21 protein-coding genes and 1 tRNA gene are annotated in these 25,799 nt (G+C 40.5%); 15 read left to right on the top strand and 7 right to left on the bottom strand.

All coding sequences use genetic code 11. The annotated features are described in order from the left end of the window. Positions 1 to 344: 344 nt before the first annotated feature. The gene (locus ACMX3D_RS06025; RefSeq protein WP_482750541.1) at positions 345 to 812 is read right to left on the bottom strand and encodes a hypothetical protein; all 468 of its coding nucleotides are present in this window, start codon (positions 810 to 812) and stop codon (positions 345 to 347) included. 270 nt (positions 813 to 1,082) lie between these two features. On the opposite strand from ACMX3D_RS06025, the gene ACMX3D_RS06020 reads away from it, so the two are divergent. From ACMX3D_RS06020 to ACMX3D_RS06010, 3 genes are all read left to right on the top strand, one after another. Beyond that, positions 1,083 to 3,041, top strand: coding sequence for a sensor histidine kinase (locus ACMX3D_RS06020; protein ID WP_482750540.1), 1,959 nt, complete (start codon positions 1,083 to 1,085; stop codon positions 3,039 to 3,041). 233 nt (positions 3,042 to 3,274) lie between these two features. Continuing rightward, positions 3,275 to 3,733 carry a response regulator gene (locus tag ACMX3D_RS06015; RefSeq protein ID WP_482750539.1) on the top strand — a complete coding sequence of 153 codons (459 nt, stop codon included), beginning with the start codon at positions 3,275 to 3,277 and terminating at the stop codon, positions 3,731 to 3,733. A gap of 20 nt (positions 3,734 to 3,753) precedes the next feature. After that, the gene (locus tag ACMX3D_RS06010; RefSeq protein ID WP_482750538.1) at positions 3,754 to 6,048 is read left to right on the top strand and encodes a PAS domain-containing hybrid sensor histidine kinase/response regulator; all 2,295 of its coding nucleotides are present in this window, start codon (positions 3,754 to 3,756) and stop codon (positions 6,046 to 6,048) included. Positions 6,049 to 6,127: 79 nt separating this feature from the next. On the opposite strand, the gene ACMX3D_RS06005 is transcribed toward ACMX3D_RS06010, so the two are convergent. The 3 genes from ACMX3D_RS06005 to ACMX3D_RS05995 all read right to left on the bottom strand — a co-directional run bounded on the left by ACMX3D_RS06005 (position 6,128) and on the right by ACMX3D_RS05995 (position 7,831). Continuing rightward, complete coding sequence (locus ACMX3D_RS06005; RefSeq protein WP_482750537.1) at positions 6,128 to 6,697, bottom strand: retropepsin-like aspartic protease family protein; 570 nt, start codon at positions 6,695 to 6,697, stop codon at positions 6,128 to 6,130. Between the two features lie 271 nt (positions 6,698 to 6,968). Next, on the bottom strand, positions 6,969 to 7,745 hold the full coding sequence (locus ACMX3D_RS06000) for a nucleoside phosphorylase (protein ID WP_482750536.1): 777 nt from the start codon (positions 7,743 to 7,745) through the stop codon (positions 6,969 to 6,971). Positions 7,746 to 7,759: 14 nt separating this feature from the next. Then, a tRNA-Thr gene (locus tag ACMX3D_RS05995) sits at positions 7,760 to 7,831 on the bottom strand. Positions 7,832 to 8,167: 336 nt separating this feature from the next. Here ACMX3D_RS05995 and argF point away from each other — a divergent pair. The 6 genes from argF to ACMX3D_RS05965 all read left to right on the top strand — a co-directional run bounded on the left by argF (position 8,168) and on the right by ACMX3D_RS05965 (position 17,098). Further along, positions 8,168 to 9,088: an ornithine carbamoyltransferase gene (argF, locus tag ACMX3D_RS05990; RefSeq protein ID WP_482750535.1), complete on the top strand. Its 921-nt coding sequence runs from the start codon at positions 8,168 to 8,170 to the stop codon at positions 9,086 to 9,088. Positions 9,089 to 9,322: 234 nt separating this feature from the next. After that, positions 9,323 to 9,928 (top strand): transcriptional repressor LexA, encoded by a 606-nt coding sequence (lexA, locus tag ACMX3D_RS05985; protein WP_482750534.1) that lies wholly within the window; start codon positions 9,323 to 9,325, stop codon positions 9,926 to 9,928. Positions 9,929 to 10,048: 120 nt separating this feature from the next. Continuing rightward, positions 10,049 to 11,524 carry a DNA phosphorothioation system restriction enzyme gene (locus tag ACMX3D_RS05980; RefSeq protein ID WP_482750533.1) on the top strand — a complete coding sequence of 492 codons (1,476 nt, stop codon included), beginning with the start codon at positions 10,049 to 10,051 and terminating at the stop codon, positions 11,522 to 11,524. 268 nt (positions 11,525 to 11,792) lie between these two features. Continuing rightward, entirely contained in the window at positions 11,793 to 14,621 is a 2,829-nt protein-coding gene (locus ACMX3D_RS05975) for a hybrid sensor histidine kinase/response regulator (RefSeq protein WP_482750532.1), read from the top strand. A gap of 234 nt (positions 14,622 to 14,855) precedes the next feature. After that, the gene (locus ACMX3D_RS05970; protein ID WP_482750531.1) at positions 14,856 to 15,029 is read left to right on the top strand and encodes a hypothetical protein; all 174 of its coding nucleotides are present in this window, start codon (positions 14,856 to 14,858) and stop codon (positions 15,027 to 15,029) included. Then, positions 15,026 to 17,098 carry an AAA family ATPase gene (locus ACMX3D_RS05965; protein ID WP_482750530.1) on the top strand — a complete coding sequence of 691 codons (2,073 nt, stop codon included), beginning with the start codon at positions 15,026 to 15,028 and terminating at the stop codon, positions 17,096 to 17,098. The genes ACMX3D_RS05970 and ACMX3D_RS05965 overlap by 4 nt, the downstream gene beginning before the upstream one ends. 84 nt (positions 17,099 to 17,182) lie before the next feature. On the opposite strand, the gene ACMX3D_RS05960 is transcribed toward ACMX3D_RS05965, so the two are convergent. Both ACMX3D_RS05960 and ACMX3D_RS05955 read right to left on the bottom strand, forming a co-directional pair. Then, positions 17,183 to 17,572 carry a PIN domain-containing protein gene (locus tag ACMX3D_RS05960; RefSeq protein ID WP_482750529.1) on the bottom strand — a complete coding sequence of 130 codons (390 nt, stop codon included), beginning with the start codon at positions 17,570 to 17,572 and terminating at the stop codon, positions 17,183 to 17,185. Next, positions 17,562 to 17,813 (bottom strand): DUF6364 family protein, encoded by a 252-nt coding sequence (locus ACMX3D_RS05955; RefSeq protein WP_482750528.1) that lies wholly within the window; start codon positions 17,811 to 17,813, stop codon positions 17,562 to 17,564. Before ACMX3D_RS05955 ends, ACMX3D_RS05960 begins: the two co-directional genes overlap by 11 nt. A gap of 115 nt (positions 17,814 to 17,928) precedes the next feature. On the opposite strand from ACMX3D_RS05955, the gene glyS reads away from it, so the two are divergent. The 3 genes from glyS to ACMX3D_RS05940 all read left to right on the top strand — a co-directional run bounded on the left by glyS (position 17,929) and on the right by ACMX3D_RS05940 (position 23,749). Beyond that, positions 17,929 to 20,079, top strand: a complete 2,151-nt coding sequence (gene glyS / locus ACMX3D_RS05950; RefSeq protein ID WP_482750527.1) for a glycine--tRNA ligase subunit beta — start codon at positions 17,929 to 17,931, stop codon at positions 20,077 to 20,079. Between the two features lie 83 nt (positions 20,080 to 20,162). Continuing rightward, positions 20,163 to 21,533 (top strand): UDP-N-acetylmuramoyl-L-alanine--D-glutamate ligase, encoded by a 1,371-nt coding sequence (murD, locus tag ACMX3D_RS05945; protein ID WP_482750526.1) that lies wholly within the window; start codon positions 20,163 to 20,165, stop codon positions 21,531 to 21,533. 236 nt (positions 21,534 to 21,769) lie between these two features. Further along, a complete protein-coding gene (locus ACMX3D_RS05940; protein ID WP_482750525.1) occupies positions 21,770 to 23,749 on the top strand; it encodes an MASE1 domain-containing protein in 1,980 nt (659 codons plus the stop codon). Between the two features lie 10 nt (positions 23,750 to 23,759). Here the strand turns inward: ACMX3D_RS05940 and ACMX3D_RS05935 are convergent, their stop codons facing one another. Further along, a complete protein-coding gene (locus tag ACMX3D_RS05935; protein ID WP_482750524.1) occupies positions 23,760 to 24,821 on the bottom strand; it encodes an L-histidine N(alpha)-methyltransferase in 1,062 nt (353 codons plus the stop codon). A gap of 44 nt (positions 24,822 to 24,865) precedes the next feature. Here ACMX3D_RS05935 and ACMX3D_RS05930 point away from each other — a divergent pair, with 44 nt between their 5' ends. Genes ACMX3D_RS05930 through ACMX3D_RS05920 form a run of 3 tightly spaced genes read left to right on the top strand, consistent with a single transcriptional unit; the run spans position 24,866 to position 25,781 of the window. Next, positions 24,866 to 25,093, top strand: coding sequence for a hypothetical protein (locus ACMX3D_RS05930; protein ID WP_482750523.1), 228 nt, complete (start codon positions 24,866 to 24,868; stop codon positions 25,091 to 25,093). Positions 25,094 to 25,131: 38 nt separating this feature from the next. Then, positions 25,132 to 25,527, top strand: coding sequence for a hypothetical protein (locus ACMX3D_RS05925; RefSeq protein ID WP_482750522.1), 396 nt, complete (start codon positions 25,132 to 25,134; stop codon positions 25,525 to 25,527). Then, on the top strand, positions 25,524 to 25,781 hold the full coding sequence (locus ACMX3D_RS05920; protein WP_482750521.1) for a ParE family toxin-like protein: 258 nt from the start codon (positions 25,524 to 25,526) through the stop codon (positions 25,779 to 25,781). The genes ACMX3D_RS05925 and ACMX3D_RS05920 overlap by 4 nt, the downstream gene beginning before the upstream one ends. The last annotated feature ends 18 nt before the right edge of the window (positions 25,782 to 25,799 follow it).

Raw genomic sequence — 25,799 nt, 5'->3', positions numbered from 1 at the left:
CAACCCTTTTGGGGGTTTCCTACATGACGGGCATCTAATCTTTAGATGCCCTTTTGTATGTTTTTTTAATCAGTTAAGCACTATTTTTAATTTTACTCATCAGATTAGAAACTGTTAGATGAAATAATTTTCTCAGGGATTTACATTATTAATCAACCCTAATAGTTATACTCATCTCAACTCTGCTGAGAGATAGTTTGGGTTTTTTCCATCTTCATAAAACCAAAAAGATGAGGAAATCACTTTTTTCCTCATCTTGCGTAAGCCCTAAATTTACTTCGCCATTAACACCATATCAATTCCTAGACTTATATCAACTATTTAATATAAGTGTTCAGTAGCTGTTAAAAAACTACAGCTTGGGCTTTACCGTATAAAGGTGTAACTATGTATGTCTGTGTCTGTCCTTGATTAAATGACGGGATGGTTGAGAAACGGTTTGTAGTAACAATACCCTTAGTCACAATACTAGCTTCGTTGCTTTGCCCCAGGTTGACTGCGGGTATCAGCAAGCTGAATGTAGTAGAGCCATTATCTACTGTCTTGCGGATGGTGACTGTTACCAACTTGCCGATTTCTGTCTCTGTAGTCCGAATTTCGTCTCCAGAAAAGTGCAATGTTTGTTGTCTGTCTTGATAATCTAGACGTGCTTCACCAGTAAAGCTAGTTGTTGAGTAAGTAACTTTGATCTGCGGGTTTTGCAGTTGATACAAAGTTGGGATTTTTGCTTCTTGGGCCTGAGATGGCATGACAGGTATGGTTGTTAATGCCATACCTAGGGTTAATAATGAGCCTAAATGTTTTGTTTGCATCTTTCAAAAAATGATTGCGATTTGGGTAATAATGTGATTTTTGTAACTGAAATTATTCAACAGCATTATAGCTTGATAGTATTAGGTTAAAATCAAAATGCTTTCTTAAGTTCTTTCATGAGATACAAAATATATTGTGTCTGGCAGCTATTAAGATGAGGTTAAAAATTCAGTATTAGTGCTGAGATGGCTCGTCAATCTTATTCAGTTAGCGATCGCACCTGATGTCACAGTATGCTAACTTTCATGCAGAGCCATTAGCATAATATTATGCTGCTGCAAATTGCTAAGTCCATCTTCCGCCGCCAACTAACTAGTGCGATCGCCCTTCCCAGCGTTCTACTATTGTTATTTTCAGGCGTTTCGCTTTGGCAAGTGAACCGCCTCCTCTCAGCACTGCAATGGGTAGATCATACAAATCAGGTAATTGCTCAAGCTTACCGCACCCATAAACTCCTGTTAGATGAACAGACAGGATCGCGCGGCTACATCCTCACAGGAAAATCAGAATTTCTCGAACCTTTTCATGAAGCGAGGCCAGTCACTGGTGCTGCTTTTCTAGAATTGCAACATTTAGTTGCGGATAATCCTCCGCAAGTTCAACGTGTGCAGCAAATGGAGGCGTATTATCAAGAGTGGAATCGTCTGATATCGCAAGCAGTAGAACTTCGCCAGCAAGGAAAGGTTGAACCTTTGGTAGGATTTGAAGTGCGTCAGCAGAAGATGGATGCAATGCGCCACCAAATGGCGAATTTTATTGTTACAGAAGAACAACTACTTAAGCAGCGCAGCCAAGCAGCTCGTAAAACAACACAGCAAGTGACTGCAACTAGTATCATTCTGGCATTAGTTATTGGGGTCACTCTTGCTCACTATATCCGGCAACAAATCTTCAAGGTATCGCAAACTTATGGAAATGCCTTGAAAACTGCCATCGACCAAAATGAAAAAGCGCAACGTTCCGCTCAACGCTTGGCTGATTTACATAAAATTGACCGAGCAATTTTATCGGCTCAACCTGATGTCACAATTATCAGGGATGCTTTGGGCAGGTTGCGTCAACTGATAAATTGCCAACAAGCTTTTTCTATCTTGTTTAATGTTGAGAATAAAACAGCAGAAGTGCTTGCAGGTAGTGCGGATGGCGAATTACAACTAGCTGAAGGTACTATACTACCAATCAGCGATTTTGCTTTTGTAGAAGTTCTACAGACTCCACAAATTTTTGCAGCAGATAATCAACATCCACCAATTGTTAAACGACTGCTGGCTACAGGGTTAAGGAGTTGTCTGATTATACCCATGCAGGTAGAAGATACTGTGATTGGTCAAGTAATTCTAGCTCAATCTCAAGCAACAACTTTTAGTAGTGAACTTGTAGAAATTGCCACTGAAGTCTCAGCACAATTAGCGATCGCTATTCAACAATCTCAACTCCGCCAACAACTCCAAGATTATGCCACAGAATTAGAGCAGCGAGTATCACAACGCACTGTCCAACTCCAAGAAGTTAATCAAGATTTAGAAGCTTTTAACTATTCTGTTTCTCACGACTTACGCGCTCCTTTGCGTACCATGCAAGGTTTTGCTCAAGCTTTGCTAGAAGACTATAGCAACCAACTAGACTCTTTTGGTCAAAGCTACCTCAACTATATTGCTGAGGGAGCGATGCAAATGGATACCTTAATTACGGACTTGCTGAATTACAGTCGTCTTGGTCGTGTGCAAATTCAAATTCTGCCTGTTGACTTAAATACTGTAGTTGCAGAAGCACTGAAACAATTAGACGCACAAATTAAAGAACACCAAGCTCAAATTAAAATTGACAATTCTTTACCACAGGTTATGGCACATCGCTCTACCCTAGTACAAGTGCTAATCAATTTATTGAGCAACGCCATCAAGTTTATTAAGCCCAATGATATACCTATAGTGCAGATATACTCCGAAGAGTATATTCAAGAAGGTACTAGTTGGATCAAGTTGTGGGTTGCCGATAATGGCATTGGTATTGCACCAGAACATCAAGAGCGGGTTTTTCGGGTTTTTGAACGGCTTCACGGCATAGAAGTTTATCCTGGTACAGGTATTGGACTAGCGATCGTGCGGAAAGCCTTAGAACGAATGGGCGGTTTGTGTGGCGTAGAATCCCAGCTAAATACAGGTAGCCGCTTCTGGATTGCTTTACCAAAAGCTGTTTTTCACCGCCAAGACACCATAGATAGTTAATGACTATCTACGTAGGATATCTTTTTCATGTAACTTCGATAACTCTTGCGGTAGAAGACAAAAACAGAGAAATTGCTCAGGATGATAATAGGTGGTTTTAAATGTGATGCAAATTCGCATAGCAGTTTGTAAGAATCAGGAGTGAACTATATGAGAAATCAACTAATTTTAAAGTATAAATTAATACAAATATATGAATTTTGGTTTGTTCTGTCAAAAGCAACGAAATACCAATGAATACCTTATCCACAGGAGAGACAATTTTACTAGTAGAAGATAATCCGCAAGATATTCTCCTTGTGCAGAGAGCGTTTCGCAAAGCAGGCATTACTAACCCACTACAAGTAGTACATGATGGGGATGCAGCCGTGCTTTACCTTTCTGGAGAAGCAGCTTATAGCGATCGCAGCCTTTATCCAATACCTGCGTTAATTTTGCTCGATTTAAAACTACCACGTCGTTCTGGCTCTGAAGTGTTGACGTGGTTAAGACAACAACCAGGTATCAAGCGTCTACCAGTTGTTGTTTTGACTGCCTCTCAAGAATATACAGATGTTAACCGTCTGTACGATTTAGGTGCAAATGCTTACATGGTTAAACCTGTGGCTTTCGATAATTTAGTCGAAATTGTCACGATTATTAATCAACATTGGATGGTTTTTAACCAAAAACCAGAACTTGGTACTTCTTAAAGAAATTAATTATAAGTTCGATGTTACGCATTCTTCTGATTGACGACAATCCCCACGATCGCTTGTTGGCAATTCATGCCTTAGAGCGAGAGTTTGCCGACCTTCAGATCAAGCAAACTGCTCGCCCACAAGAGCTTGAGCAGGCATTATCAACCGGAGAATTTGACTTAGTAATCACTGACTACGAACTGCGCTGGAGTGATGGCATAACCGTGCTGCGGGAGATCAAAAGCCGCTACCCAGAAATACCTGTAGTGATGTTTACTAACAGTGGCTCACAAGAAATTGCGGTAGAGGCGATGAAATCAGGCTTGGATGACTATGTAATTAAGTCTCCGAGTAACTATATGCGTTTACCTGTGGCGGTGCGTCTGGCACTCAAGCAAGCTACAACTCAACACCAGATGAAAGGGTTAGAAATGCGCTTTCAAACTCTACTCAATCAACTTAAAGTGGGAGTTTACCGCATCACATCTGATGGGATTGTCCTAGAAGCGAACACAGCATTTTTACAACTGCTGGGTTTAGATTCATTAACTGAAATTCCGAGCGATCAAACCCTTGAGTCTTATTTTCCATCAGAAGATGATGCCCGACTCCTGCAACAACTGCGGACGAATGGAAGTGGACGAGAGCGCGAATTATTGTTGCATCGTATTGATGGTAGTGAAATTTGGGTAAGGATTAGTCAAACTTTTACAACTAACAGCGATACTACAATCATTGATGGCATTATTGAAGACATTACTGAGCGCAAGTATGCCGAAAAAGCTCTCCAGGAAAGTGAAGCTAGGTTCAGGTGGATATTTGAATCAAATGTAATTGGGATTGCTTTTTGGGATATTGATGGCAATATTACAGAAGCGAATGATGCTTATTTACAACTTGTTGGTTACACACGCGCAGATATGGAAACAGGAGGTTTACGTTGGACAGAAATCTCCACGGCTGAGTACAATGAGCAAGATTTGCAGATCATTGAAGAACTAAAGCAGTGTGGAATTTCGACTCCTGTAGAAAAGTATTATATTCACAAAGCAGGTTATCGCGTTCCTATTCTCATGGGTTGTGCGTTTCGGGAAGGTTCTCAAACAGATGGTTTTGCTTTTGTAGTTGATTTGACAGAACGTAAACAGGCAGAACAAGAGCGAGAACAACTGTTGCAACGAGAACAAACAGCACGCCAAGCAGCAGAATCAGCTAATAGAGTTAAAGATGAATTTCTCGCTATTTTATCCCATGAATTGCGATCGCCACTTAATCCAATTTTGGGTTGGTCTAAGTTACTCACCAGCCACAAATTAACCGAAGCTAAAAGAGCAGAAGCTTTGGCAACTATTGAGCGCAATGCTAAGTTACAAGCTCAACTAATAGAAGACTTGTTAGATATCTCGCAAATTCTGCGGGGTAAACTCAGCCTCAACATTGCCTCTGTTGATTTGGGTTCAGTAATTTCGGCAGCCTTGGAAACTGTACAGTTAGCAGCGCAAGCTAAAAGCATTCAAATTCAAACGACATTATCACCAAATGTTGGCGCTGTTTTGGGAGATCCGGTACGTTTGCAGCAAGTAGTTTGGAATTTACTTTCTAATGCTGTGAAGTTTACCTCTTCTGGTGGTCGTGTAGAAGTCCGCTTAGAGCAAGTTGGCAGACAAGCGCAAATTCAAGTTATCGACACAGGCCAAGGAATTAGTCCAGAGTTTTTGCCTTATGTGTTTGATTATTTTCGCCAAGCAGATAGTCAAACTACTAGAAGATTTGGTGGATTGGGATTAGGGCTGGCAATTGTCAAACATTTGGTAGAGTTACATGGTGGCTCAGTTTGGGCAGCCAGTCCCGGCGAAGGACAAGGAGCTATCTTTACTATCAGAATACCGTTAATCAAAAATCAGACTCAGCTATCTCAAAGTACTGAACAGTCTGATATTTACCCAGAGTTAACGGATATTCGCATCTTAGTAGTAGATGATGAAGTAGACTCGCGGGAAGTGGTGACTTTTATGCTCAAAGAATGTGGCGCAGAAGTCATCGCAGTTGGATCGGCGGCGGAAGCACTGTTAGCTTTTAACCAATTCAAACCAGATATCCTCGTCTTTGATATTGGGATGCCAGATGTCGATGGTTATATGCTAATGCGTCAAATTAGAAATCTACCGCCAGAAAAAGGTGGACAAATTCCGGCGATCGCCCTAACAGCTTATGCAGGAGAATTAAATAAGGAACAAGCACTATTAGCTGGTTTTCAAATGCATTCCTCTAAGCCAGTTGAGCCGAATGAGTTAGTCAAGCTAATTACTCAACTAGTTAAATCATAGAACTTCTTCTTCCCCCTATACCCCTACACCCTTACACCCAGCCTCAACAAACAATTTTTGTGTGTAATTTCTCCTGTATTTAACGTGGGTGAAATTCCACTGCTGTTTGTAAAATCTTGATGTCGTAGTTGCCGAAGAAATCGTGACCAAGTAATCCAATACCGGCTCTGGATGCGATCGCCACTTCCACATTATTTGCTACAATGCCACCCGCAGCTATAGACTTTATCTTTGCTGTCGGAAATTGTACTTGGCTACCGTCAGCAGTTTGAGCTTGAAGTGTACCCGTAGGTTTGATTTGCAAAGCATTCGCCATTGCTTGCGTAATTAAAGTTCCGTTAGCACCTGTATCAACAACCATTTCAAAAGTTTTTTGGTTATTAAAAGTGACATCAATCACTGGAGTTCTGCCAAAGTGGCGTTTGATAGGCACTCGAAAAATTCTATCTTGTGAAGTTGTCTTGGCTCTATTTGTATCGTTGCAAAGCTTTGCTAACTCCACCGTCATACCGGAAGGAGTCACCATAAAACATCCGCCTGTATCTTCAGCTATTGCTCGGTACGTCAATACTGAAAATATTAGCGTTGGCATTACTGCAATCAACGCTAAGTTAATATTAGTAATTGCCCGCTTCCAAGCACAGTTCATTTTATGGCGCTCTCCAATTTTTTATAAATATCAAAATAAATTTTTATTAAAAATCGCAATCTATTTGATAACTTACCTAATTCCACTTATTCATGAATAAGTTTTCTAGTTTATCCAACCATATTTTTATAATAAATCCGGTGTTTTTTAGGATTTATTTATCTTCAAAATATGAAGTTTTACCTAATAAGACTATATTATCTAGATTGAGGAAAAGCTAAGTTAAAGATTAAGTAAAGAGTGGATGAAAATACTGAGGTTATATTTAAAGTTAAGCACAATAATTAGTGACTGCATGAATAGCAGTTGCGATCGCATTTCCTACTGCAACCTCTTTATGTTCTAAAACTATTCCCTCATCAACAGTACGTTGCGCCACCACACCGCAAATAGCAGCCGCCGCAAATTTATAAACTCCTGACATTTTGAACAGTGTGCCGCATTCCATTTCGTAGTTCAAGATATTTAACCGCCGATATTCTTCAGTGATCCCACGTAGCGATCGCATTAAATCAGGATTTGCCGAATCAGTTCGTTCTTGTCCTTCATAAAAAGTATCTACAGAAGCGGTAATTCCTAAATAATGCTCAAATTCTAATTCTTGTGCGGCCTTAACTAAAGCCACTGTCAAAAACGGATCGGCTGCTGCGGGATACTCCACAGGTGCAATATCATTAGCTGCACCTTGACGACATAAGGCTGCACTACTAATCACAATACTGCCAACTGGTACATAAGGTTGAATTGAACCACAAGTCCCGATGCGAATAATTTGCCGAATTCCTACTTGTACTAGTTCATTCACCACAATACTTAAGGAAGGCGCACCCATCCCACTCGTTGCAGATAAGATGGGGCGATTATTAGGTAAATATCCTAGATAACTATCAAGTCCACGATTTTCCGACAATAAACGCACATCTTGTAAATAATTTTGGGCAATGAGACGGGCGCGATCGCGATCGCCTGATAATAAAGCAATCTGAGGAGGCGATGCGCCTAAATCGTCTTGCCCAAAACCAATATGATAAAAGAGTTTATTTGTCATACATATCTGGTTAAAGCCAGCAGCTGGATTTGAACCTGCGACCTTCCGATTACAAGTCGGATGCACTACCACTGTGCTATGCTGGCATCTTGCTCACCGATTTCCAATTATAGCACAAGCAAAATATTTGTCTAGAGGATGCGGCTAAATTTAATCATTTGATTTAGAAACTACTGATGGAGGCGGGGAATGGGGAAGAGATTTGTTCGGATCTCATTTAGAAGTATGAAAAATGTGATGCAGCCCAAAAAATCCTTGATTTGATTTGCCGATAAAGTTGATAAATTAATATTCATAGCAAAAGCTAACTAAAAATCCTGGGCTGGACGCAAAAAGATTGAATACAGTTGAAAGCTGTATTTTTTTTGACACGGCTAGGTAAAGAAACAGCAATAGATAATTGTTCTTTACAGATTAAAAACATGGCAGTGTTAATCGGGCGAGATTTGTTAAGTCTGGCGGACTTCAGTCCAACGGAACTGCAAGAAATTCTGCAATTGGCAAGCCAACTGAAATCACAACAGTTAAAATTGCGGTGTAATAAAGTGTTGGGTTTGTTGTTTTCTAAAGCTTCAACACGTACACGTGTCAGTTTTACAGTGGCGATGTACCAACTGGGTGGACAGGTAATCGATCTTAACCCGAATGTCACGCAGGTAAGTCGGGGTGAACCTGTTCAAGATACAGCACGAGTGTTAGATCGATATTTAGATATTTTGGCAATTCGGACGTTTGCCCAACAGGAGTTAGAAATTTTCGCTAACTATGCCAAAATTCCCGTCATTAATGCCTTGACTGATGCAGAACATCCTTGTCAGGTACTGGCTGATTTATTAACAATTCAAGAATGTTTTGGGACGTTGGCTGGTTTAACTTTGACTTACGTGGGTGATGGGAATAATGTAGCGAATTCTCTAATGCTGGGTTGTGCTTTGGTGGGGATGAATGTCAGAGTTGCTACTCCCAAAGGATATGAACCAGATGCCAAAATTGTAGAACAAGCACGAGCGATCGCTAATGGTAAAACTGAAGTTATGCTCACCCATGACCCGGAATTAGCCGCAAAAGAAGCATCTGTACTTTACACTGATGTTTGGGCAAGTATGGGTCAAGAACAAGAAGCTGATGACCGAATGCCAATTTTTCAACCTTATCAAATTTCTGATCAACTGCTGAGCTTGGCTGATAAAGATGCAATTGTTTTACATTGCTTACCAGCCCATCGCGGTGAAGAAATTACTGAAGAAGTAATTGAAGGTTCACAGTCACGAGTTTGGGATCAGGCTGAAAATCGTCTGCACGCACAAAAAGCCTTGCTGGCTAGTATTTTGGGGGCTGAGTGAACAGTAAATTAAAGTGCTGAGTGCTGAGTATAAACCCAGTTCCCATAAGCCTTTGAGTAATATATTCTGTCTCAAAATATCTAACTGCATCAGTAAAAGCTGAAAAGATAAAAGGCAAAAGAACAAAAATTTTTCTTTCTTTTGCCTTTTATTTTTTTAATTTCACCTTGTTATATGGAATTTTTTGTAGTACTAATGTTCTAGGGACATTTGTATTTACTTCCAATAATTATTATGGAACGACTAACAGAAGCGCAACAAGAATTATATGAATGGCTGGCAGAATATATCCGAATGCACCAACATTCTCCTTCAATTCGCCAAATGATGCAAGCGATGAATTTGAAGTCGCCAGCACCTATTCAAAGTCGCTTAGAACATTTACGAAATAAAGGCTACATTGAATGGACTGAAGGGAAAGCCCGCACAATTCGGATTTTGCATCCTCTTAAACAAGGTGTACCAATTTTAGGTAATATCGCCGCTGGTGGTTTAATTGAACCTTTTACGGAAGCTGTCGATTATCTCGACTTTTCTAATTTATCTTTACCGCCACAAACCTATGCTTTACGGGTAACTGGCGACAGTATGATTGAAGACTTAATTGCTGATGGAGATTTGGTATTTTTACTGCCAGTACCAGAACCAGATCAATTAAAAAATGGCACAATTGTCGCCGCGAGAGTTGAAGGGTATGGTAGTACATTAAAGCGCTTTTACCGTAATGGCGATCGCGTCACTCTCCAACCAGCCAATCAAAAGTATAACCCCATTGAAGTTTCAGCGATGCAGGTACAGGTGCAAGGTTCTCTTGTCGGCGTTTGGCGTGAATATAACTGAAGTATGAAGTATGAAGTATGAAGTATGAAGTATGAAGTATGAAATCTAAATCTCATCCTTTATCGTTCACACTTCATACTTTTTATTTGGGTTCATCACCAATTTTGTTTTTGAGATTTTATGTACCTGACGCAAAATTCAGTGCAGCAACTACCCACTTTCCGGCTAAAAATACCATTTGCTAGGGAAGACAAGGGCAAGTACCATCACCAACCATTACCAGGATGCCCAAGAATACCGCCATCTCTGCAATTGCGCCAGTATCAGCGCCAAGCTATTACTAACTGGTTTGCTAATAACGGCAGGGGAACTTTAAAAATGGCAACTGGTAGTGGTAAAACTATTACTGCACTGGCGATCGCTTGTGAATTGTATCAGCAAATAAACTTACAAGTGCTGTTGGTGGTGTGTCCCTATCGCCATCTTGTTACCCAATGGGCGCGAGAATGCGAAAAATTTAATTTACAACCGATATTAGCCTTTGAGAATGTCCGCAGTTGGCAAAGTCAACTTTCTACCCAACTTTACAATCTGCGTTCTGGTTCTCAAGGCTTTATCACCATCATCACTACCAACTCCACATTAATTGGTGAAGGTTTTCAATCGCAACTAAAGTATTTACCGCCTAAAACATTAATTATTGGCGATGAAGCCCATAATTTAGGCGCACCAAAATTAGAAGAAAGTTTACCCCGGCGTGTTGGGTTGCGATTGGCTTTATCTGCTACACCAGAAAGATATTTTGATGATAGTGGTACACAATCATTATTTGATTATTTTGGCCCAGTTTTGCAACCAGAATTTACATTAAGAGATGCGATCGCTCAAGGCGCATTAGTACATTATTTGTATTATCCGATTCTGGTGGAATTAACTGAAGCCGAGAGTATTGCTTATTTAAAGTTAACCAAAAAAATCGGCCGTTCTCTACTCTATCGAGAACGCAAAACTGGAGACTCGCCAAACTTTGAAGATAACGAAGATTTAAAGCCGTTATTAATGCAACGGGCGAGATTAATTGGTGCAGCCGTCAATAAATTAACTGCCTTACGTCAATTAATGGCAACCCGCCGCGACACGACTCACACACTTTTTTATTGTAGTGATGGTTCCTTGGAAACGGGACGTTCATCTCTGCGTCAACTGAAAGCCGTTGTCAAAATTCTTGGAGGGGAATTAGGCTACAAAGTCAGTACCTACACAGCCCAAACTCCTTTAGCTGAAAGAGAAGTTTTACGCCGTCAATTTGAAAGCGGCGAGTTACAAGGTTTAGTAGCAATTCGCTGTTTAGATGAGGGAGTTGATATTCCTGCAATTAAAACGGCGGTAATTTTATCGAGTTCTGGTAACCCTCGCCAATTTATTCAGCGACGAGGCCGAGTTTTGCGTCCTCATCCCAGTAAGGAACGTGCCATTATATATGACATGATTGTTTTGCCGCCAGATTCAGATCGGGAAACCATCGAAGTTGAACGTAATTTGTTAAGAAAAGAATTGCGGCGGTTTATCGAATTTGCAGATTTAGCTGATAACGCTGGGGAAGCGAGGATGAAACTGCTAAATTTACAAAAACGTTACAGTTTGTTAGATATTTGAGAGTCTACAGACAATGTAAAGAAGGAGGAAAGCATTTGCTGATAGTGAGGAGAAAAACTTCTATAATTGGGTAGAAATTTTGTATTAAAAATATATATTACAAAAAACGTGTTAACTACCATATACAATAGTCAGCATTAATATCAAAATTTATTTTTCCAGAGAGTAAAAGTCAGCTTTTTAGCTAAAAAGCTGGTATGTTTGAGCTTAATTCTTACTACTAGGGCTTTTAAGATAACTTTTTGAGAAATTACTGAAAAGCTGAACAATGGAGTCACTGTATGTCGAACTTCGGCAAGCCAACCAAAGGTTACAGCAGGAGATTATGCAGCGTCAACAGGCTGAGGAATCGCTGCATCAAGTCCAGCAAGAGTTAGAATTGCGCGTGGCGGAACGCACGGCTGAACTAGTTCTAGCAAATCGGCGTTTGCAACAAGAAATTGAACAACGTAAACAAGTAGAAGCGGCACTCCGACAGCGTGAAAGTCAGTGGCAAGCTTTATTTGAGCATACTCTTGATGCGATCGCCATTGTAGATGACGCAGGGCGCTATGTAGATGTCAATTCGGCAGCTTGTCAATTGTTTGGCGTATCCAAAGAAGAACTTTTGCGTTCTCAGATTGCGGATTTTGCCGAACCAGGCTTTGATTTTGCCCAAGCTTGGCAACATTTCAACCAACAAGGCCAGATGTGTGGAGAATTTTCTATACATCGTCCCGATGGCACAATTCGAGAAACAGAATTTGCTGCGGTTGCTAATTTTATACCCCATCGTCATCTTTCAATTTTGCGAGATATTAGCGAACGCAAACAAACGCAGCAAATTCTCCAAGAAAGGGAGGAACGGTTACAACTAGCACTTCGGGCTGGTAGCATTGGCATTTGGGATTGGAACCTCAAAACAAATAAAGTTATATGGTCGGAGCATCTGTTCTCTTTATTTGGTCTGACTCCCGATACATTTGATGTTAGCTATGAAAATTTTTTAGAGATTATCCATCCTGAAGATCGTGAATTCTTAAAGCAGTCAGTTATCCAAGCTGTTCATGAGCAAGCACCTTACGACATCGAATTCCGGGTAATTTGCCCTGATGGTACAGTTCGCTGGTCAGATTGTAAGGGTAAGGTCTTCTACGATGATACTGGTCAGCCACTGCGAATGATTGGGGTGAATATAGACACCACCAATCGCAAGCAAGCAGAGAAATCATTACAGGAAAGCGAAACTCAGTATCGCCAAATTGTGGAAACTGCCACAGAAGGAGTCTGGCTACTAGATAGCGAGGGGAAGACGAGTTTTGTCAACCAGCAAATGGCAACCATGTTGGGATATACAGTTGACGAAATGTTCGGAAAATCACTGTTTGAATTCATAGACAAAGAGCAGCAAGAAACAGCATCTCAACTTTGGGAACACCGCAAACAAGGCATTCCAGAACAACACGACTTTAAATTCCGCCGTCGAGATGGTTCTGATTTGTGGACAATTGTCTCGGCAAGTCCTATTTATGACGCTAATGGTAAATGTATTGGTGGTTTAGGAATGATCACTGATATTAGCGATCGCAAACAAGCAGAACAGAAAATCCGTGAACAAGCAGCGTTGATTGATATTACCACCGATGCGATTTTTGTCCAAGATTTGGAAAACCACATCCTGTTCTGGAACCAAGGTGCTGAACGCTTGTATGGTTGGACAGCAGAGGAAAGCTGTGGTCAAAAATCTCGTGAGCTATTTTACAGAGAGTCTGTACCTCAACTCCCAGAGGCTCTCAATGCTACCCTCGAATCTGGTTACTGGTATGGGGAATTAAAGCAAATTACCAAAACTGGTCAAGCAATTATCGTAGCTAGTCGCTGGACACTAGTACGAGATGAGTCAGGAAAACCCCAATCCATCTTAGTCGTCAACACCGACATCACAGAAAAAAAACAGCTAGAGCAACAATTTTACCGCGCTCAACGGTTGGAGAGTGTAGGAACTTTGGCCAGTGGCATTGCTCACGACTTGAACAACGTTTTTGCTCCTATTGTGATGATTTCCCAATTGTTGCCGAAAAAATGCCGAAATGTTGATGCGCGAACTCAAGAACTTTTCCAAACACTAGAAACTAGCTCTAAACGCGGAGCTAACTTGGTTAAACAGATTTTAGCCTTTGCCCGTGGCACAGAAGGTAAACGCATCCTCTTGCAAACTGGACATCTGCTCAAAGAGTTAGTCAAAGTCATCCAACAAACATTTCCCAAATATATTGAAATCCGCACTGATATTCCCATAAATACTTTGTCGATGGTGCAAGGAGACCCCACACAACTAGATCAGGTGTTCATGAATCTGGTAGTAAATGCCCGTGATGCCATGCCCAATGGCGGTATCATGAGCATCTCTGCCGAAAATCGCTTTATAGATCAAACTTATGCTCGGATGCACCTTGATGCGCACGTCGGCAGCTACGTTGTTGTTACTGTCTCTGATACGGGAACGGGAATTCCGCCAGAATACTTGGAACGAATTTTTGATCCATTTTTTACAACTAAAGAAGTTGGTAAAGGTACAGGACTAGGACTATCAACGGTTTTAGGTATTGTTAAAAACCACAATGGCTTTGTGCAAGTATCGAGTCAAGTCGGCAGAGGTACTCAATTTCAAGTGTTTTTGCCCATAGCTGAAGGAACAGCCACCGTGGCAGAAATCGAAGCAGATCTGCCCAGTGGTCACGGCGAATTGATTTTGCTCGTAGATGACGAAAAAGTAGTGCAACAAACCATCAAGGAAATGTTAGAACATTATCACTACAAAACCCTAGTGGCTAATGATGGTATAGAGGCGATCGCACTTTATGCTGAGTATCAACAAGAAATCAGTATTGTATTAATAGATATACTCATGCCCAATATGGATGGATTAACTGCTATCCGCACCCTGCGAACCCTTAACCCAAGAGTGAAGATTATTGCCACCAGTGGAATACCTAATAATGATCAACAAGCCATTGCTACTGGTGCGCAGGTCTTTTTGCCAAAGCCCTACACAGCGCCGGATTTATTGAATCATTTATCCCAACTAATTGCAACCACTGATGAATCTGCTAATTAATTTTCGACAGTAATTTTGAGAAAATTTTACTTGAGGTATTTCAAAAAACTCTATTATAAAAAATAGCTGAAATTATTAAATCATATCAGTAAATAAAGCCAATTTTTTCAAAAAGTGTTTAAATTTTTCTACTAAAATTTGCAGATATTAAAGCTAAGACTAATAGTGGCTTTACGGATGTAAAATCAGCCAGAGAGACGGCTAAAATAGAGAAAAACTTATTGCCAAACCGAGATGTTGCCAGAGCAAAATATCGATGATGTGCAAGAGCCAATTACTAGCGCTCCGCCAGAAGTACGGCAAATAATTGAGCGGGTATGGAATCTAGAAAAAAGCAGACTAGATAAGAAAAGTAACAGCCCCATCAACGATGATATTTTGGCAATTGTCAAGGAAGCCGTACAATGAAACTCACCTCAATTAAACTGTGTAATTTTCGCTCTTTTTATGGTAGAACACCAGAGATAGTTTTGGCTGGAGGAGATATTCTCAACACCACGATTATTCATGGTAATAATGGAGCCGGAAAAACCAGTTTGCTGAATGCCTTTACCTGGGTATTATATGAGAAGTTTAGTGCTGCTTTTGCCTCGACAGAACAGTTGGTGAATAAACGGGCGATCGCTGAAGCTAAAACTGGACAATCAGTAGAATGTTGGGTAGAAGTAAACTGGGAGCATGAAGGTAAACGCTACAACGCCAAGCGCCAATGTCGGATTTATAAAGATAAAACTGACTTCGACTCGCTCAAAACAGAATTATTAATGCAAGTTGCTGGGGATGATGGTAGATGGTATTTCCCCCTCCAAAAACCAGAAGAAATCATTGGGCAAATTTTACCAGCAAGTTTACATCAATACTTCTTCTTCGATGGTGAACGTATTGAAGAAATAGTCCGTTCCGATAAAAAAGCTGAAATTGCCGAAGCTATCAAGATTTTCTTGGGTGTAGAAGTAATTAACCGTTCCATCAAGCATCTCGGTGAAGCTAAAAAAAGTCTAGAAAATGAATTAAAAGCAATTGGTGATTCAGAAATTAGACAACTTTTAAAAGAACAAGAAAAGTTAGAACAAGAAATTGCCCAAATTAATACAAGACAAGACGAAATTAAGCAAGAATTAGAATATCAACAAAGCTTTAAAAAAGAGACAGGCAATCGTTTGCTTGAACTTAGTGCTGCCAAAGAACTGCAAGACAGACGGCAAGAATTAGAAAATCAAAAAACATCTAATCAAGAAAGTCTGCGCCAAACTAGAGACGCACTGAAAAAAATTATTTCTGCACGCGGTTATACAATTCTGCTGTCAGATACTACAGCCCAATTTCGCTCAATTCTCCATGATTTGAAAGCAAGAGGTGAATTAACATCAGGGATTTCACGAGAATTTATTAGCGAATTACTCAATAGTCAACGCTGTATTTGTGGTGCTGAATTAAGTGAAGGTAGTCATAACCATACAAATGTGAGCCTCTGGTTAGAAAGAGCCGGTTCTTCAGTTGTTGAAGAAACAGCAATTCGGATGAGCGCCCAAGTAGACGAAATTGACAAACAAGCCATAGCATTTTGGGAAGAAGTCGATAGAGAACAAGCCAGAATTAATCAGTTACGTCAAAATATTTCCCAAATTGAAATTGAATTAGATACGATTCAAGAACGGTTGCGTAAAGATGCTAACGAAGAAATTAGTAGTTTGCAAAAACGCCTAGATGAAATTGAAAGTAAAATTGATGAATTAAATAGAGAACAAGGTGCAAATCAACAGCGTATTTCGCATCTTAAAACAGAAATTGATGCTTTAGTAAAACAAATAGCCAAACAGAAACTCAATGAAGAAAAGCAATTATTAGCACAAAGGCGGATTAGCGCCACCCAAGATGCTATTGAACGCTTAACTGAAGTCAAAAACCGTCAAGAAAAACAGTTTCGTTGGCAATTAGAAAAGCGGTTGCAGGAGATATTTACCTCTATATCTTTTGCACCTTATCTCCCAAAAATTAGCGATAAATATGAACTTACTTTAGTAGAAAATACATCGGGAATAGAATCACTCGTTGCAGCTTCCACAGGTGAAAACCAAATCCTCAGTTTGTCTTTTATTGCCAGTATTATTGATAAAGTCCGCGAATGGAGTGAAAAGCGCAAAGTTTTAACTGTACCTAATAGTAGTACTTTCCCAATTGTGATGGATTCTCCCTTTGGGAGCTTGGATGAAACTTATCGCCGCCGTATTGCTCAAACACTTCCTGAGTTAGCAAATCAGTTAATTATTTTAGTCACTAAAACTCAATGGCGCGGTGAAGTAGAACAAGAAATGGCGAATAGAATAGGGAGAGAATATGTCCTTACCTATTATTCATCTAAGCCAGATTGCGAACAAGATTATATTGATTTAGGTGAAGAAAGATATCCTTTAGTCAAGCAAAGTCCGAATGAGTTTGAATATACTGAGGTGATGGTGGTTGAGCGTAATTGGTAATTGTGTTCAAGAATATTTGAACAGTCGAAACTAGGCAAAAATGATGCTGCTTATCTGACCATCAACTGTTTTTTGACACAGATACTACCAGTTTTCTAACATCAGCCCGTCTACATAGCCAAAGTCTGAATCATCTGTTACCAACCGCCAACTATGTTCTAAACACTGGGCCGCAATCCAAACATCATTCATTGGAATCGGTCGCCCTTTCTGCTTCAATGCCAATCGAGTTCTAGCATATATTACAGCGGTTTCTCGACCTAATTCTACTACCTGGCAGGTTTCAATAAACTCTAAATAACGCGGCAGATTTTGCAAAGGACGACTGGAATTTTCTGCTCCAAATAATAATTCACCCACAACAACAGTTGGTAAAATCACTGTTGTCAATGCTAATACTTTAGCTACAACTGCTTCATCACCATTTAAAAACCGCACAGAAACAGAAGTATCTAAGGCTACACTACCATTCATTTGTGTCTATCTGCTCAAACTCTTTAGCAATTACCTGTTGTAATTCTCTAGCTTCAGAATCACTTAAAATTCCTGCAAACTTCGCTAAAGGATGTTCTTCTTGCGGTGTCAAATTAGTGTCTGGTAACTGACGCAGAAAATTAGTAATAACATCAGAAAGCGATAGTTGTTGCTGTTGCGCCCAACGTTCTGCTTTTTGCAGCAAGGCTTCATCAATATCTAATGTAATCTTGCTAGTCATTGCTGTGCATAGTCTTAGACTTTTTAATTTTAGCGCGTAAACCAGCTAAAACATGGCATACTTCAACATGATGGCAAGGTAAACTGGTGGAATTGACTGATGTGATGCTTGTCCTATGCCTAGTTTTTTATTAGAAGTTGGTACAGAAGAACTACCTGCAAATTTTCTGAGTGATGCCATAGTACAATGGCGATCGCGCATTCCCCAAACTCTTGCAGCCAACAGTCTCAGCAGTGACGCTGTAGAAGTTCACGGTACTCCCCGACGCTTGGCGGTACTCATCAAAGGTCTACCCGCCCAACAACCAGACCGGGAAGAAGAAATTAAAGGCCCTCCCGCCCAAGCTGCTTTTAAAGATGGTCAACCAACACCAGCCGCCGCAGGCTTTGCGAAAAAGCAAGGTGTGGAACTCGACGCGCTACAAATTCGCCCCACTGACAAAGGAGATTTTGTCTTTGTCAACAAAAAAACTCCTGGTCGTCCCGTCGCTGATATTTTGACAGAACTAGTTCCGCAATGGATTTTGAATTTAGAAGGTAAGCGGTTGATGCGCTGGGGTGACGGCGATGTCAGATTTTCTCGCCCGGTGCGTTGGATGGTTGCTTTGTTGGATGATGCAGTTTTGCCGATAGAATTGGTAAATGGTTCAGAGAAAATTAAGAGCGATCGCATCTCTCACGGCCATCGTGTTTTACATCCCGAACCTATAACTATTAATCACGCAACTGATTACGTCGATACTCTACGTTCTGCCTACGTAGTAGTTGATGACAATGAACGTTCAACTACAATTCAAAAAGAAGTTCACGCCGCAGTTAATTCTGTCAATGGTTCCACAGAAATTTATCCCGACTTGTTAGTAGAAGTAACTAACTTGGTAGAATGGCCTTCGCCAGTTGTTGGGAAATTTGACTCAGACTTTTTGAACTTACCCACAGAAGTAATTACAACTGTGATGGTAAGTCACCAGCGATATTTCCCTGTTTTTAAAGGAGAAAATCATCAAGAATTACTGCCTCATTTCATCACAGTTTCTAACGGCGACCCGACTAAATCAGATATCATTGCTAAGGGTAATGAACGAGTCATCCGCGCCAGATTAGCAGATGGACAATTTTTCTACAATGCTGATATATCCAAACCTTTAGAAAGCTTTTTACCGCAGTTAGAAAAGGTCACTTTCCAAGAAGATTTAGGTTCATTGCGTGCCAAGGTTAATCGCATTGTCAATATTGCCGAGCAAATAGCCACACAACTAAACCTAGCCGAAACCGACAGCCAAAATATTCAACGTGCTGCTTTATTGTGTAAAGCTGATTTAGTTAGCCAAATGGTGTATGAATTTCCAGAATTGCAAGGCATTATGGGACAAAAATATGCTTTGGCAAGTGGTGAAAATGCAGCAGTGGCAACAGCAATTTTTGAACATTATCTACCACGGGGAGCCGACGACATTTTACCGGAAACTTTAACAGGTCAAGTCGTTGGTTTGGCAGATAGATTAGATACCTTAGTCAGTATTTTCGGCTTGGGGATGATTCCTTCTGGTTCATCAGATCCCTTTGCTTTACGTCGGGCAGCGAATGCCATTGTGAATATTACTTGGGCTGCGAATTTAGGAATTAATTTAGATAAGTTATTGCAGCAAACAGCCGCTAACTTTGCCCAAGAATATAACAAAGAACAAGGGCAATTAGTCACAACCTTGCAAGAATTTTTCTTGCAAAGAATTCGGACATTACTGCAAGAAGAAAAACAAATTGATTACGATTTAGTAAATGCCGTTTTGGGAGAAAATGACCCAGAATATACAGAAAGGGCTTTGCAAGATTTATTAGATGTCCGCGATCGCGCCTTATATCTGCAACAAATCCGCAACGATGGTACTCTAGATAAAATCTACGAAACCGTCAATCGTTCTACCCGCCTCGCAGCCCAAGGTGATTTAGATACCAAACAGCTAGAACCAACAGGTTTAATTCGTCCTGAACTATTCCAAAAGTCATCAGAAAAAGCATTTTACGATGCCATTGTGGAATTAGTACCCCAAACCCAAACCGCCCAGCAGTCACGGAACTATCAATTGTTAGTTGCAGCGTTAGAAAAAATTGCACCTACCGTGAGCAACTTCTTTGATGGGCCAGAGAGCGTGTTAGTGATGGATTCTGATCCAGAAATTAAGCGCAATCGGTTGAATTTGCTAGGATTACTGCGAAATCATGCACGAGTGTTAGCTGACTTTGGTGCGATCGTCAAAAATTTGTAGCGTAGATCAACAAAATGTGGTGTAAATATTGCCAATTAGCGCTAGTATAGGGAGTGCTTAACCAGGGGTCTCTGCTACAGTCTATGTCCAAAGCTCATGTAATTGGATTAGGTAAGTCCGGTGTTGCTGCGGCGAGATTGTTGAAACGGGAAGGCTGGGAGGTGGAGCTAGGAGAGCGAAACACCTCTGAAACCTTCCTGCAACAACAACAAGAACTTGCTGCCGAACAAATCACTGTCAAACTAGGGTATTCCCTAGATTTGGAAGGTGCTGATTTACCCCAGTTAATTGTTGTTAGTCCTGGCGTACCTTGGGATATCCCCGTGTTAGTCAAAGCACGAGAACTGGGGATTGAAACCATAGGCGAAATGGAACTTGCTTGGCGACATTTAAAGTCGCAGCCTTGGGTAGCAATCACTGGTACAAATGGCAAAACTACCACCACAGCCTTAATCGCAGCCATTTTCCAAGCAGCGGGATTTGATGCTCCCGCCTGCGGTAACATTGGCTATGCAGCTTGTGAAGTCGCCCTTGCACCAAAGCTTCCCGATTGGGTGATAGGCGAAATTAGCAGCTATCAAATAGAATCATCCTCATCTTTAGCACCCCGCATCGGCGTGTGGACAACATTTACACCCGACCACCTCGCCCGTCATAAGACTTTAGAAAATTACTACAACATCAAAGCCAAGCTGTTGCAGCACTCGCAATTGCAAGTATTTAACGGTGACGATGCTTACTTAAATAAGGTAGGTCTTAGCCATTGGCCGGATGCCTATTGGACAAGTGTTAAAGGCAAAGATTTTTTAATTGGCGAAAAAGGTTTTTATATCGAAGATGGCTGGGTAGTCGAAAAACTGGACGCAACCTCAACACCAGCCAGAATTGTCGAAGCCTCTGCACTGCGAATGGTAGGAGAACACAATCTCCAAAACCTGTTAATGTCCGTAGCCGCAGCGCGGTTAGCAGAAATTCCACCCGATGCAATTACCAAAGCAATTAGAGAATTTCCTGGCGTTCCCCACCGCTTAGAACATATCTGCACTTGGGAAGGTATTGACTTTATTAACGATAGCAAAGCCACCAACTACGATGCAGCCGAAGTCGGGTTAGCATCGGTGAAGAGTCCCACAATTTTGATTGCGGGGGGAGAAGCCAAACCTGGTGATGATGCAGGTTGGTTAGCCAAAATTCAAGCCAAAGCCGCTGCGGTGTTATTAATTGGTGCAGCCGCACCAGCCTTTGCCCAGCGCTTACAAGAAGTCGGTTACACCAATTACGAAATCGTCGAAACAATGGAAAAGGCAGTTCCTCGGTCAGCAAAACTAGCCAAACAGCACCAAGCACCTGTAGTCCTGCTATCTCCCGCTTGTGCAAGTTTCGACCAGTATCCCAACTTTGAAGTGCGTGGTGACGACTTCCGCCAGTTATGTCTAGCTTGGACAGGGCGTTGAATATAGCCTTTCCTAGTCTGCTGATGTACAAAATTTATCTGCGTCCATCTGCGGTTAATTATTCCTGTCTAGTACCTCACTAGAGTAAGAAATGCAATAAACAAACCAGCTTGACGAATTGCTTGTTTTAATGCTTTTTGTCAACTATTTTCATGGCTGCTTTATGTTCCGACTTTAAGAGAAAAGGGCATTCTATGTTTAGAAAGCAACGTTGAGATCAAGCAGCCACTAAACGGATGATTCAACCAAAATCCCCTATATTCTCTCATGAGCTAAGGCAAATCGGAGGCACTGTTGTTTTGGCGATCGCCTACTATGGAATGGCTGAAATATCACGTCATCTTGCCTCCACGCCTCAGGATGTGACTCCAGTTTGGCCGCCGGATGGAATTGCTGCTGGGGCTGTTCTGTTGTTTGGTAACTGGATCGGGTATGGTGTATTACTGGGTTCATTTTTCGCCAACTTCTGGGCGTTCCGAGATGCAACAAGTTTGTTATCCTTAGTGATTTCAACGCTGCCAGTGCTGGGAATTGCGATCGGTACAACTTTGGGGACTATGTTAAGTGCCTTCTGGCTGCGGAAAACTACCAACCTTCGCTATCCCTTAGAACGTGTCGCCGACGTATTCAAATTTTTGATTTTAACTGGTATGGTTGGGCCGCTGATCAATGCAACTGTTGGAGTGGCTTGCTTGGCGTTGAGTGGTAAAGTTCCCTGGATGGCCTATGGAACAGTTTGGTTAACCTGGTGGATTTCTAATGTTTCGGGAATTTTGATTGTCACTCCAATTCTGCTGAGTTTTGGACAATTCATTCAAAAAAACCGATATCCAATCTGGCAATGGTTATTCCGCAGTTTAATGTTAAAGGATTCTGAAAATCTCCCTCAAGCAAACTTACACTATTTAAGATTCTGCTTAATTGTAGTAGAGCCAGTTATCCTGATAGGGTTAGTCATTCTTATCGGCAAAGTTGCTTTTGGTGAGGGATATCATCTGGAGTATATGTTAATTCCGATGTTGATTTGGTCTGCTTTTCGATTAGGTCAACCGGGTGCAACGCTGTTAACTTTTATTGTGGCTGCGATCGCTGTAATCGCAACCGTCAATGGTAAAGGTGGTTTTGTGAGCAAGGATCTCAACCAATCTTTGCTCCAACTACAATCGTTTATCGGCGTGATTACACTCACCATTCTGGTGCTGACAGCGACGATCGCAGAACGAACACAAGCAGAAACCAAACTGCGTTTAGCTTTTGCCGAATTAGCCAAAACAAATGAAACTCTGGAAGTTCGCGTTCAGCAGAGAACTGAAGAATTGAACGAAAAAAATACAACTCTGAAGCAAACCCTACAAACGCTGAAACAAACTCAATTACAGATGCTTCAAAGTGAAAAAATGTCTGCATTGGGACAGATGGTGGCAGGGGTTGCACATGAAATCAATAACCCGGTTAATTTTATTGATGGTAACTTAATTTATCTTTCTGAGTATATCCAAGATCTGCTGAGAGCATTGCAAGTTTACCAACAGCACTATCCAAATCCACCTCAAGCCCTGCAAGCAGAATTGAATAAACTTGAACTGGATTTTTTACGTGAAGATCTAACCAAGATTCTTCAATCCATGAAAATTGGTACTGAGCGCATTTGTAATATTGTGTTATCGCTGCGGAACTTCTCGCGCTTGGATGAAGCAGAATGGAAAGCGGTAGACATTCATCAAGGAATTGATAGTACCTTGGTAATTTTGCAACATCGATTGCAAGCAACAGGCGATCGCCCAGAAATCCAGGTTATTAAAGAGTATAGTCAGTTACCACTAGTTGAATGTGATGCTGGCTCCCTTAATCAAGTGTTTATGAATATTTTGAGCAATGCTGTTGATGCATTAGAAGAATCTAATCAAGGGCGTTCATTTCAAGACATTTCAGCTAACCTCAATACCATTTGGATTCAGACTCGTCAAATCGATACAAACCAAGTGATGATTATAATTTCTGACAATGGAATAGGTATTCCAGAAGAAATTAGCTCTAAACTATTTGATCCTTTCTTCACCACCAAACCTGTTGGCAAAGGCACTGGCTTAGGTTTGTTTATGAGCTATCAAATTGTAACCCAGAAGCATGGAGGTAATCTTTGGTGTAACTCCACACTTGGTCAAGGCACAAAGTTTGTCATTGAAATTCCTATAAAAGCTCAGATGATTGCTTGATTTCGCTGTTCTAGTTATTAGCAACTTTACAAATTGCCATAATATGTGATGAATACTTGTTAGTAGTGTAGTGAACAAGTTGTAGTCCAGCACTTTCTAACTCTTGAATAAGTTCAGGCATTTCATACTTATGATGTCTCCAAATAGTAATTTCTTTACTTTCGGGGATTTCAATCTGCTTATTTATTCCCTTAAAACTGAAATTTATAGTGTAATTATGTCGAAATTTGATATTAGCAACTATACTATCTGTTGCTAAATCATACTTTCTGATAAGTTGACAATCTTGAGATTTAAGTCCAAATTTATTTTTGATTGAGCGATATATTTCTTCTGCGTGATACTTGCAGCCACCTCTTGCTATTCCATCCCATTGAGAGTTAGAACCAATTTCGTTAGTAAATACTAAAAAATCATTCTTATCCATACTAGATTTAAGGTTATTGAGTACCTTATTTCTATTGTAATGATTGCCCATTGTCACACCTAAGTGCAAAATGATTGTTGCTGTATTTCCGGTTTTAAGATTCACTTGTTTTTCTGATAAAACTTCAGGTATGCTGCTACTTTCTATATCAATTTGTTGATTGATATACTCGATTGTCGGAAACCAACTTGTAAAATTTTTTCTGGATACAGCTAATAAGCCTTCACTAATATCTAAGGCAATATATTTATTAATTTTATTTAATTGATGAAGTCTAGTAATAAATTCTTTAGCTGGATATGAATTTCCTGCGCCCAAATCGATAACATTAACTTGGCTAAAATTTTGTGTATTACTATGAATATATTCAAAATTATCTCTTAAAAGTTCAATTTCAACATTTGATTTGCGATACCATTTGGGACTAACAAATTTTTGATAAAAATCATGCCAAATTTTTGCGCCTTGACCTTTATAAGAATATTTCAGAGGAATTTCCCATCTAGTTTCTAATGCGTGAATGATTTCTAAAACTTCTTCTTGGGAAAAAACAGAGTAGAACTCAGAACTTGGCTTTGCTATGCGAGTCTGAAAAATTGAGTTATCCGAGGAAAGTTGTGAATTGCTATGAAACTTTTTAGCCATTAGTCCTTGTTCTTATGTATTTTCAACTATAAAAACCAAATAGATTGGTCAAAATAAAGACTAATATTGTATTGTCTCATGCTCTTGCCCCAAAAAAAATATTCGCTCTAAATTTACCTCAAGGACAACTCACCGCAACATTAGGCAAAGATAAAAATCGTGATCGCCTTGCACAAAGAGCTAAAATTCCTCCAAAGCCAGGACAGGAAGAGATTCAAGCTAAACTTCAGGCTTGGAAAGCTAAACTGGGTCTGATGTTGCGATCGCGCTAAAATATTGCTTAGAAGCTGAATGCTAAAGGATGAGCTTAATGTCAATTGTTGTAACCCTTAGCCCAGAATTAGAAGCGTTATTACGTGATAAAGCTGCTCGCCAAGGTCAAGATATTAGTATTGTTGCATCTGAGTTACTAGCAAGTTTCCTAGAGTGGGAAGCACAGGAATCAGAAGAGGCTGTAAAAGGTATTCAACAAGGATTAGATGATTTTGATGCAGGGAGTTTTCGGTCTTTTAATGAGTTGGTTATTGAACGTGCTGTGAGTCAACTTTCACCAGAAGAACTGTCTGCTTTTCGTAATTGGTTTGCAGAATTTGATGCAGCTATTTGGGATCAAAAGTTTGAAAAAGATGTACAAGCAGGAAAGTTAAATAACCTTGCTCAGAAAGCATTAGAACATCTGCGGAAAGGAAACTGTACGGATCTGTGATATACAAAGCAACTCCAGACTTTTGGTATCACTACCGACAGTTACCACGCAATATTCAGGAACTCGCTGATCAGTGTTATGCTTTGCTCAAGCAAGATCCCTGGTATCCATCACTGCATTTCAAGAAAGTAGGGAGTTTTTGGTCTGCACGAATCGGCTTACACTATCGAGCATTAGCTGTTCAAGAAGATAACAAAATAGTCTGGTTTTGGATTGGCTCACATTCAGAATACGATAAACTTCTAGGGCAGTAGCACAAAAATAAATTACTG

It is taken from the genome of Anabaena sp. TISTR 8404 (genome assembly GCF_056847745.1).
The sequence above is the reverse complement of the archived record's forward strand: the minus strand, read 5'-3'. Positions and strand labels throughout refer to the sequence as shown.

Coding starts and splice junctions, on each gene's coding strand:
- ACMX3D_RS06025 (WP_482750541.1), bottom strand. CDS start 812: ATGCAAACAAAACATTTAGGCTCATTATTAACCCTAGGTATGGCATTA.
- ACMX3D_RS06020 (WP_482750540.1), top strand. CDS start 1,083: ATGCTGCTGCAAATTGCTAAGTCCATCTTCCGCCGCCAACTAACTAGT.
- ACMX3D_RS06015 (WP_482750539.1), top strand. CDS start 3,275: ATGAATACCTTATCCACAGGAGAGACAATTTTACTAGTAGAAGATAAT.
- ACMX3D_RS06010 (WP_482750538.1), top strand. CDS start 3,754: ATGTTACGCATTCTTCTGATTGACGACAATCCCCACGATCGCTTGTTG.
- ACMX3D_RS06005 (WP_482750537.1), bottom strand. CDS start 6,697: ATGAACTGTGCTTGGAAGCGGGCAATTACTAATATTAACTTAGCGTTG.
- ACMX3D_RS06000 (WP_482750536.1), bottom strand. CDS start 7,745: ATGACAAATAAACTCTTTTATCATATTGGTTTTGGGCAAGACGATTTA.
- argF (WP_482750535.1), top strand. CDS start 8,168: ATGGCAGTGTTAATCGGGCGAGATTTGTTAAGTCTGGCGGACTTCAGT.
- lexA (WP_482750534.1), top strand. CDS start 9,323: ATGGAACGACTAACAGAAGCGCAACAAGAATTATATGAATGGCTGGCA.
- ACMX3D_RS05980 (WP_482750533.1), top strand. CDS start 10,049: ATGTACCTGACGCAAAATTCAGTGCAGCAACTACCCACTTTCCGGCTA.
- ACMX3D_RS05975 (WP_482750532.1), top strand. CDS start 11,793: ATGGAGTCACTGTATGTCGAACTTCGGCAAGCCAACCAAAGGTTACAG.
- ACMX3D_RS05970 (WP_482750531.1), top strand. CDS start 14,856: ATGTTGCCAGAGCAAAATATCGATGATGTGCAAGAGCCAATTACTAGC.
- ACMX3D_RS05965 (WP_482750530.1), top strand. CDS start 15,026: ATGAAACTCACCTCAATTAAACTGTGTAATTTTCGCTCTTTTTATGGT.
- ACMX3D_RS05960 (WP_482750529.1), bottom strand. CDS start 17,572: ATGAATGGTAGTGTAGCCTTAGATACTTCTGTTTCTGTGCGGTTTTTA.
- ACMX3D_RS05955 (WP_482750528.1), bottom strand. CDS start 17,813: ATGACTAGCAAGATTACATTAGATATTGATGAAGCCTTGCTGCAAAAA.
- glyS (WP_482750527.1), top strand. CDS start 17,929: ATGCCTAGTTTTTTATTAGAAGTTGGTACAGAAGAACTACCTGCAAAT.
- murD (WP_482750526.1), top strand. CDS start 20,163: ATGTCCAAAGCTCATGTAATTGGATTAGGTAAGTCCGGTGTTGCTGCG.
- ACMX3D_RS05940 (WP_482750525.1), top strand. CDS start 21,770: ATGATTCAACCAAAATCCCCTATATTCTCTCATGAGCTAAGGCAAATC.
- ACMX3D_RS05935 (WP_482750524.1), bottom strand. CDS start 24,821: ATGGCTAAAAAGTTTCATAGCAATTCACAACTTTCCTCGGATAACTCA.
- ACMX3D_RS05925 (WP_482750522.1), top strand. CDS start 25,132: ATGTCAATTGTTGTAACCCTTAGCCCAGAATTAGAAGCGTTATTACGT.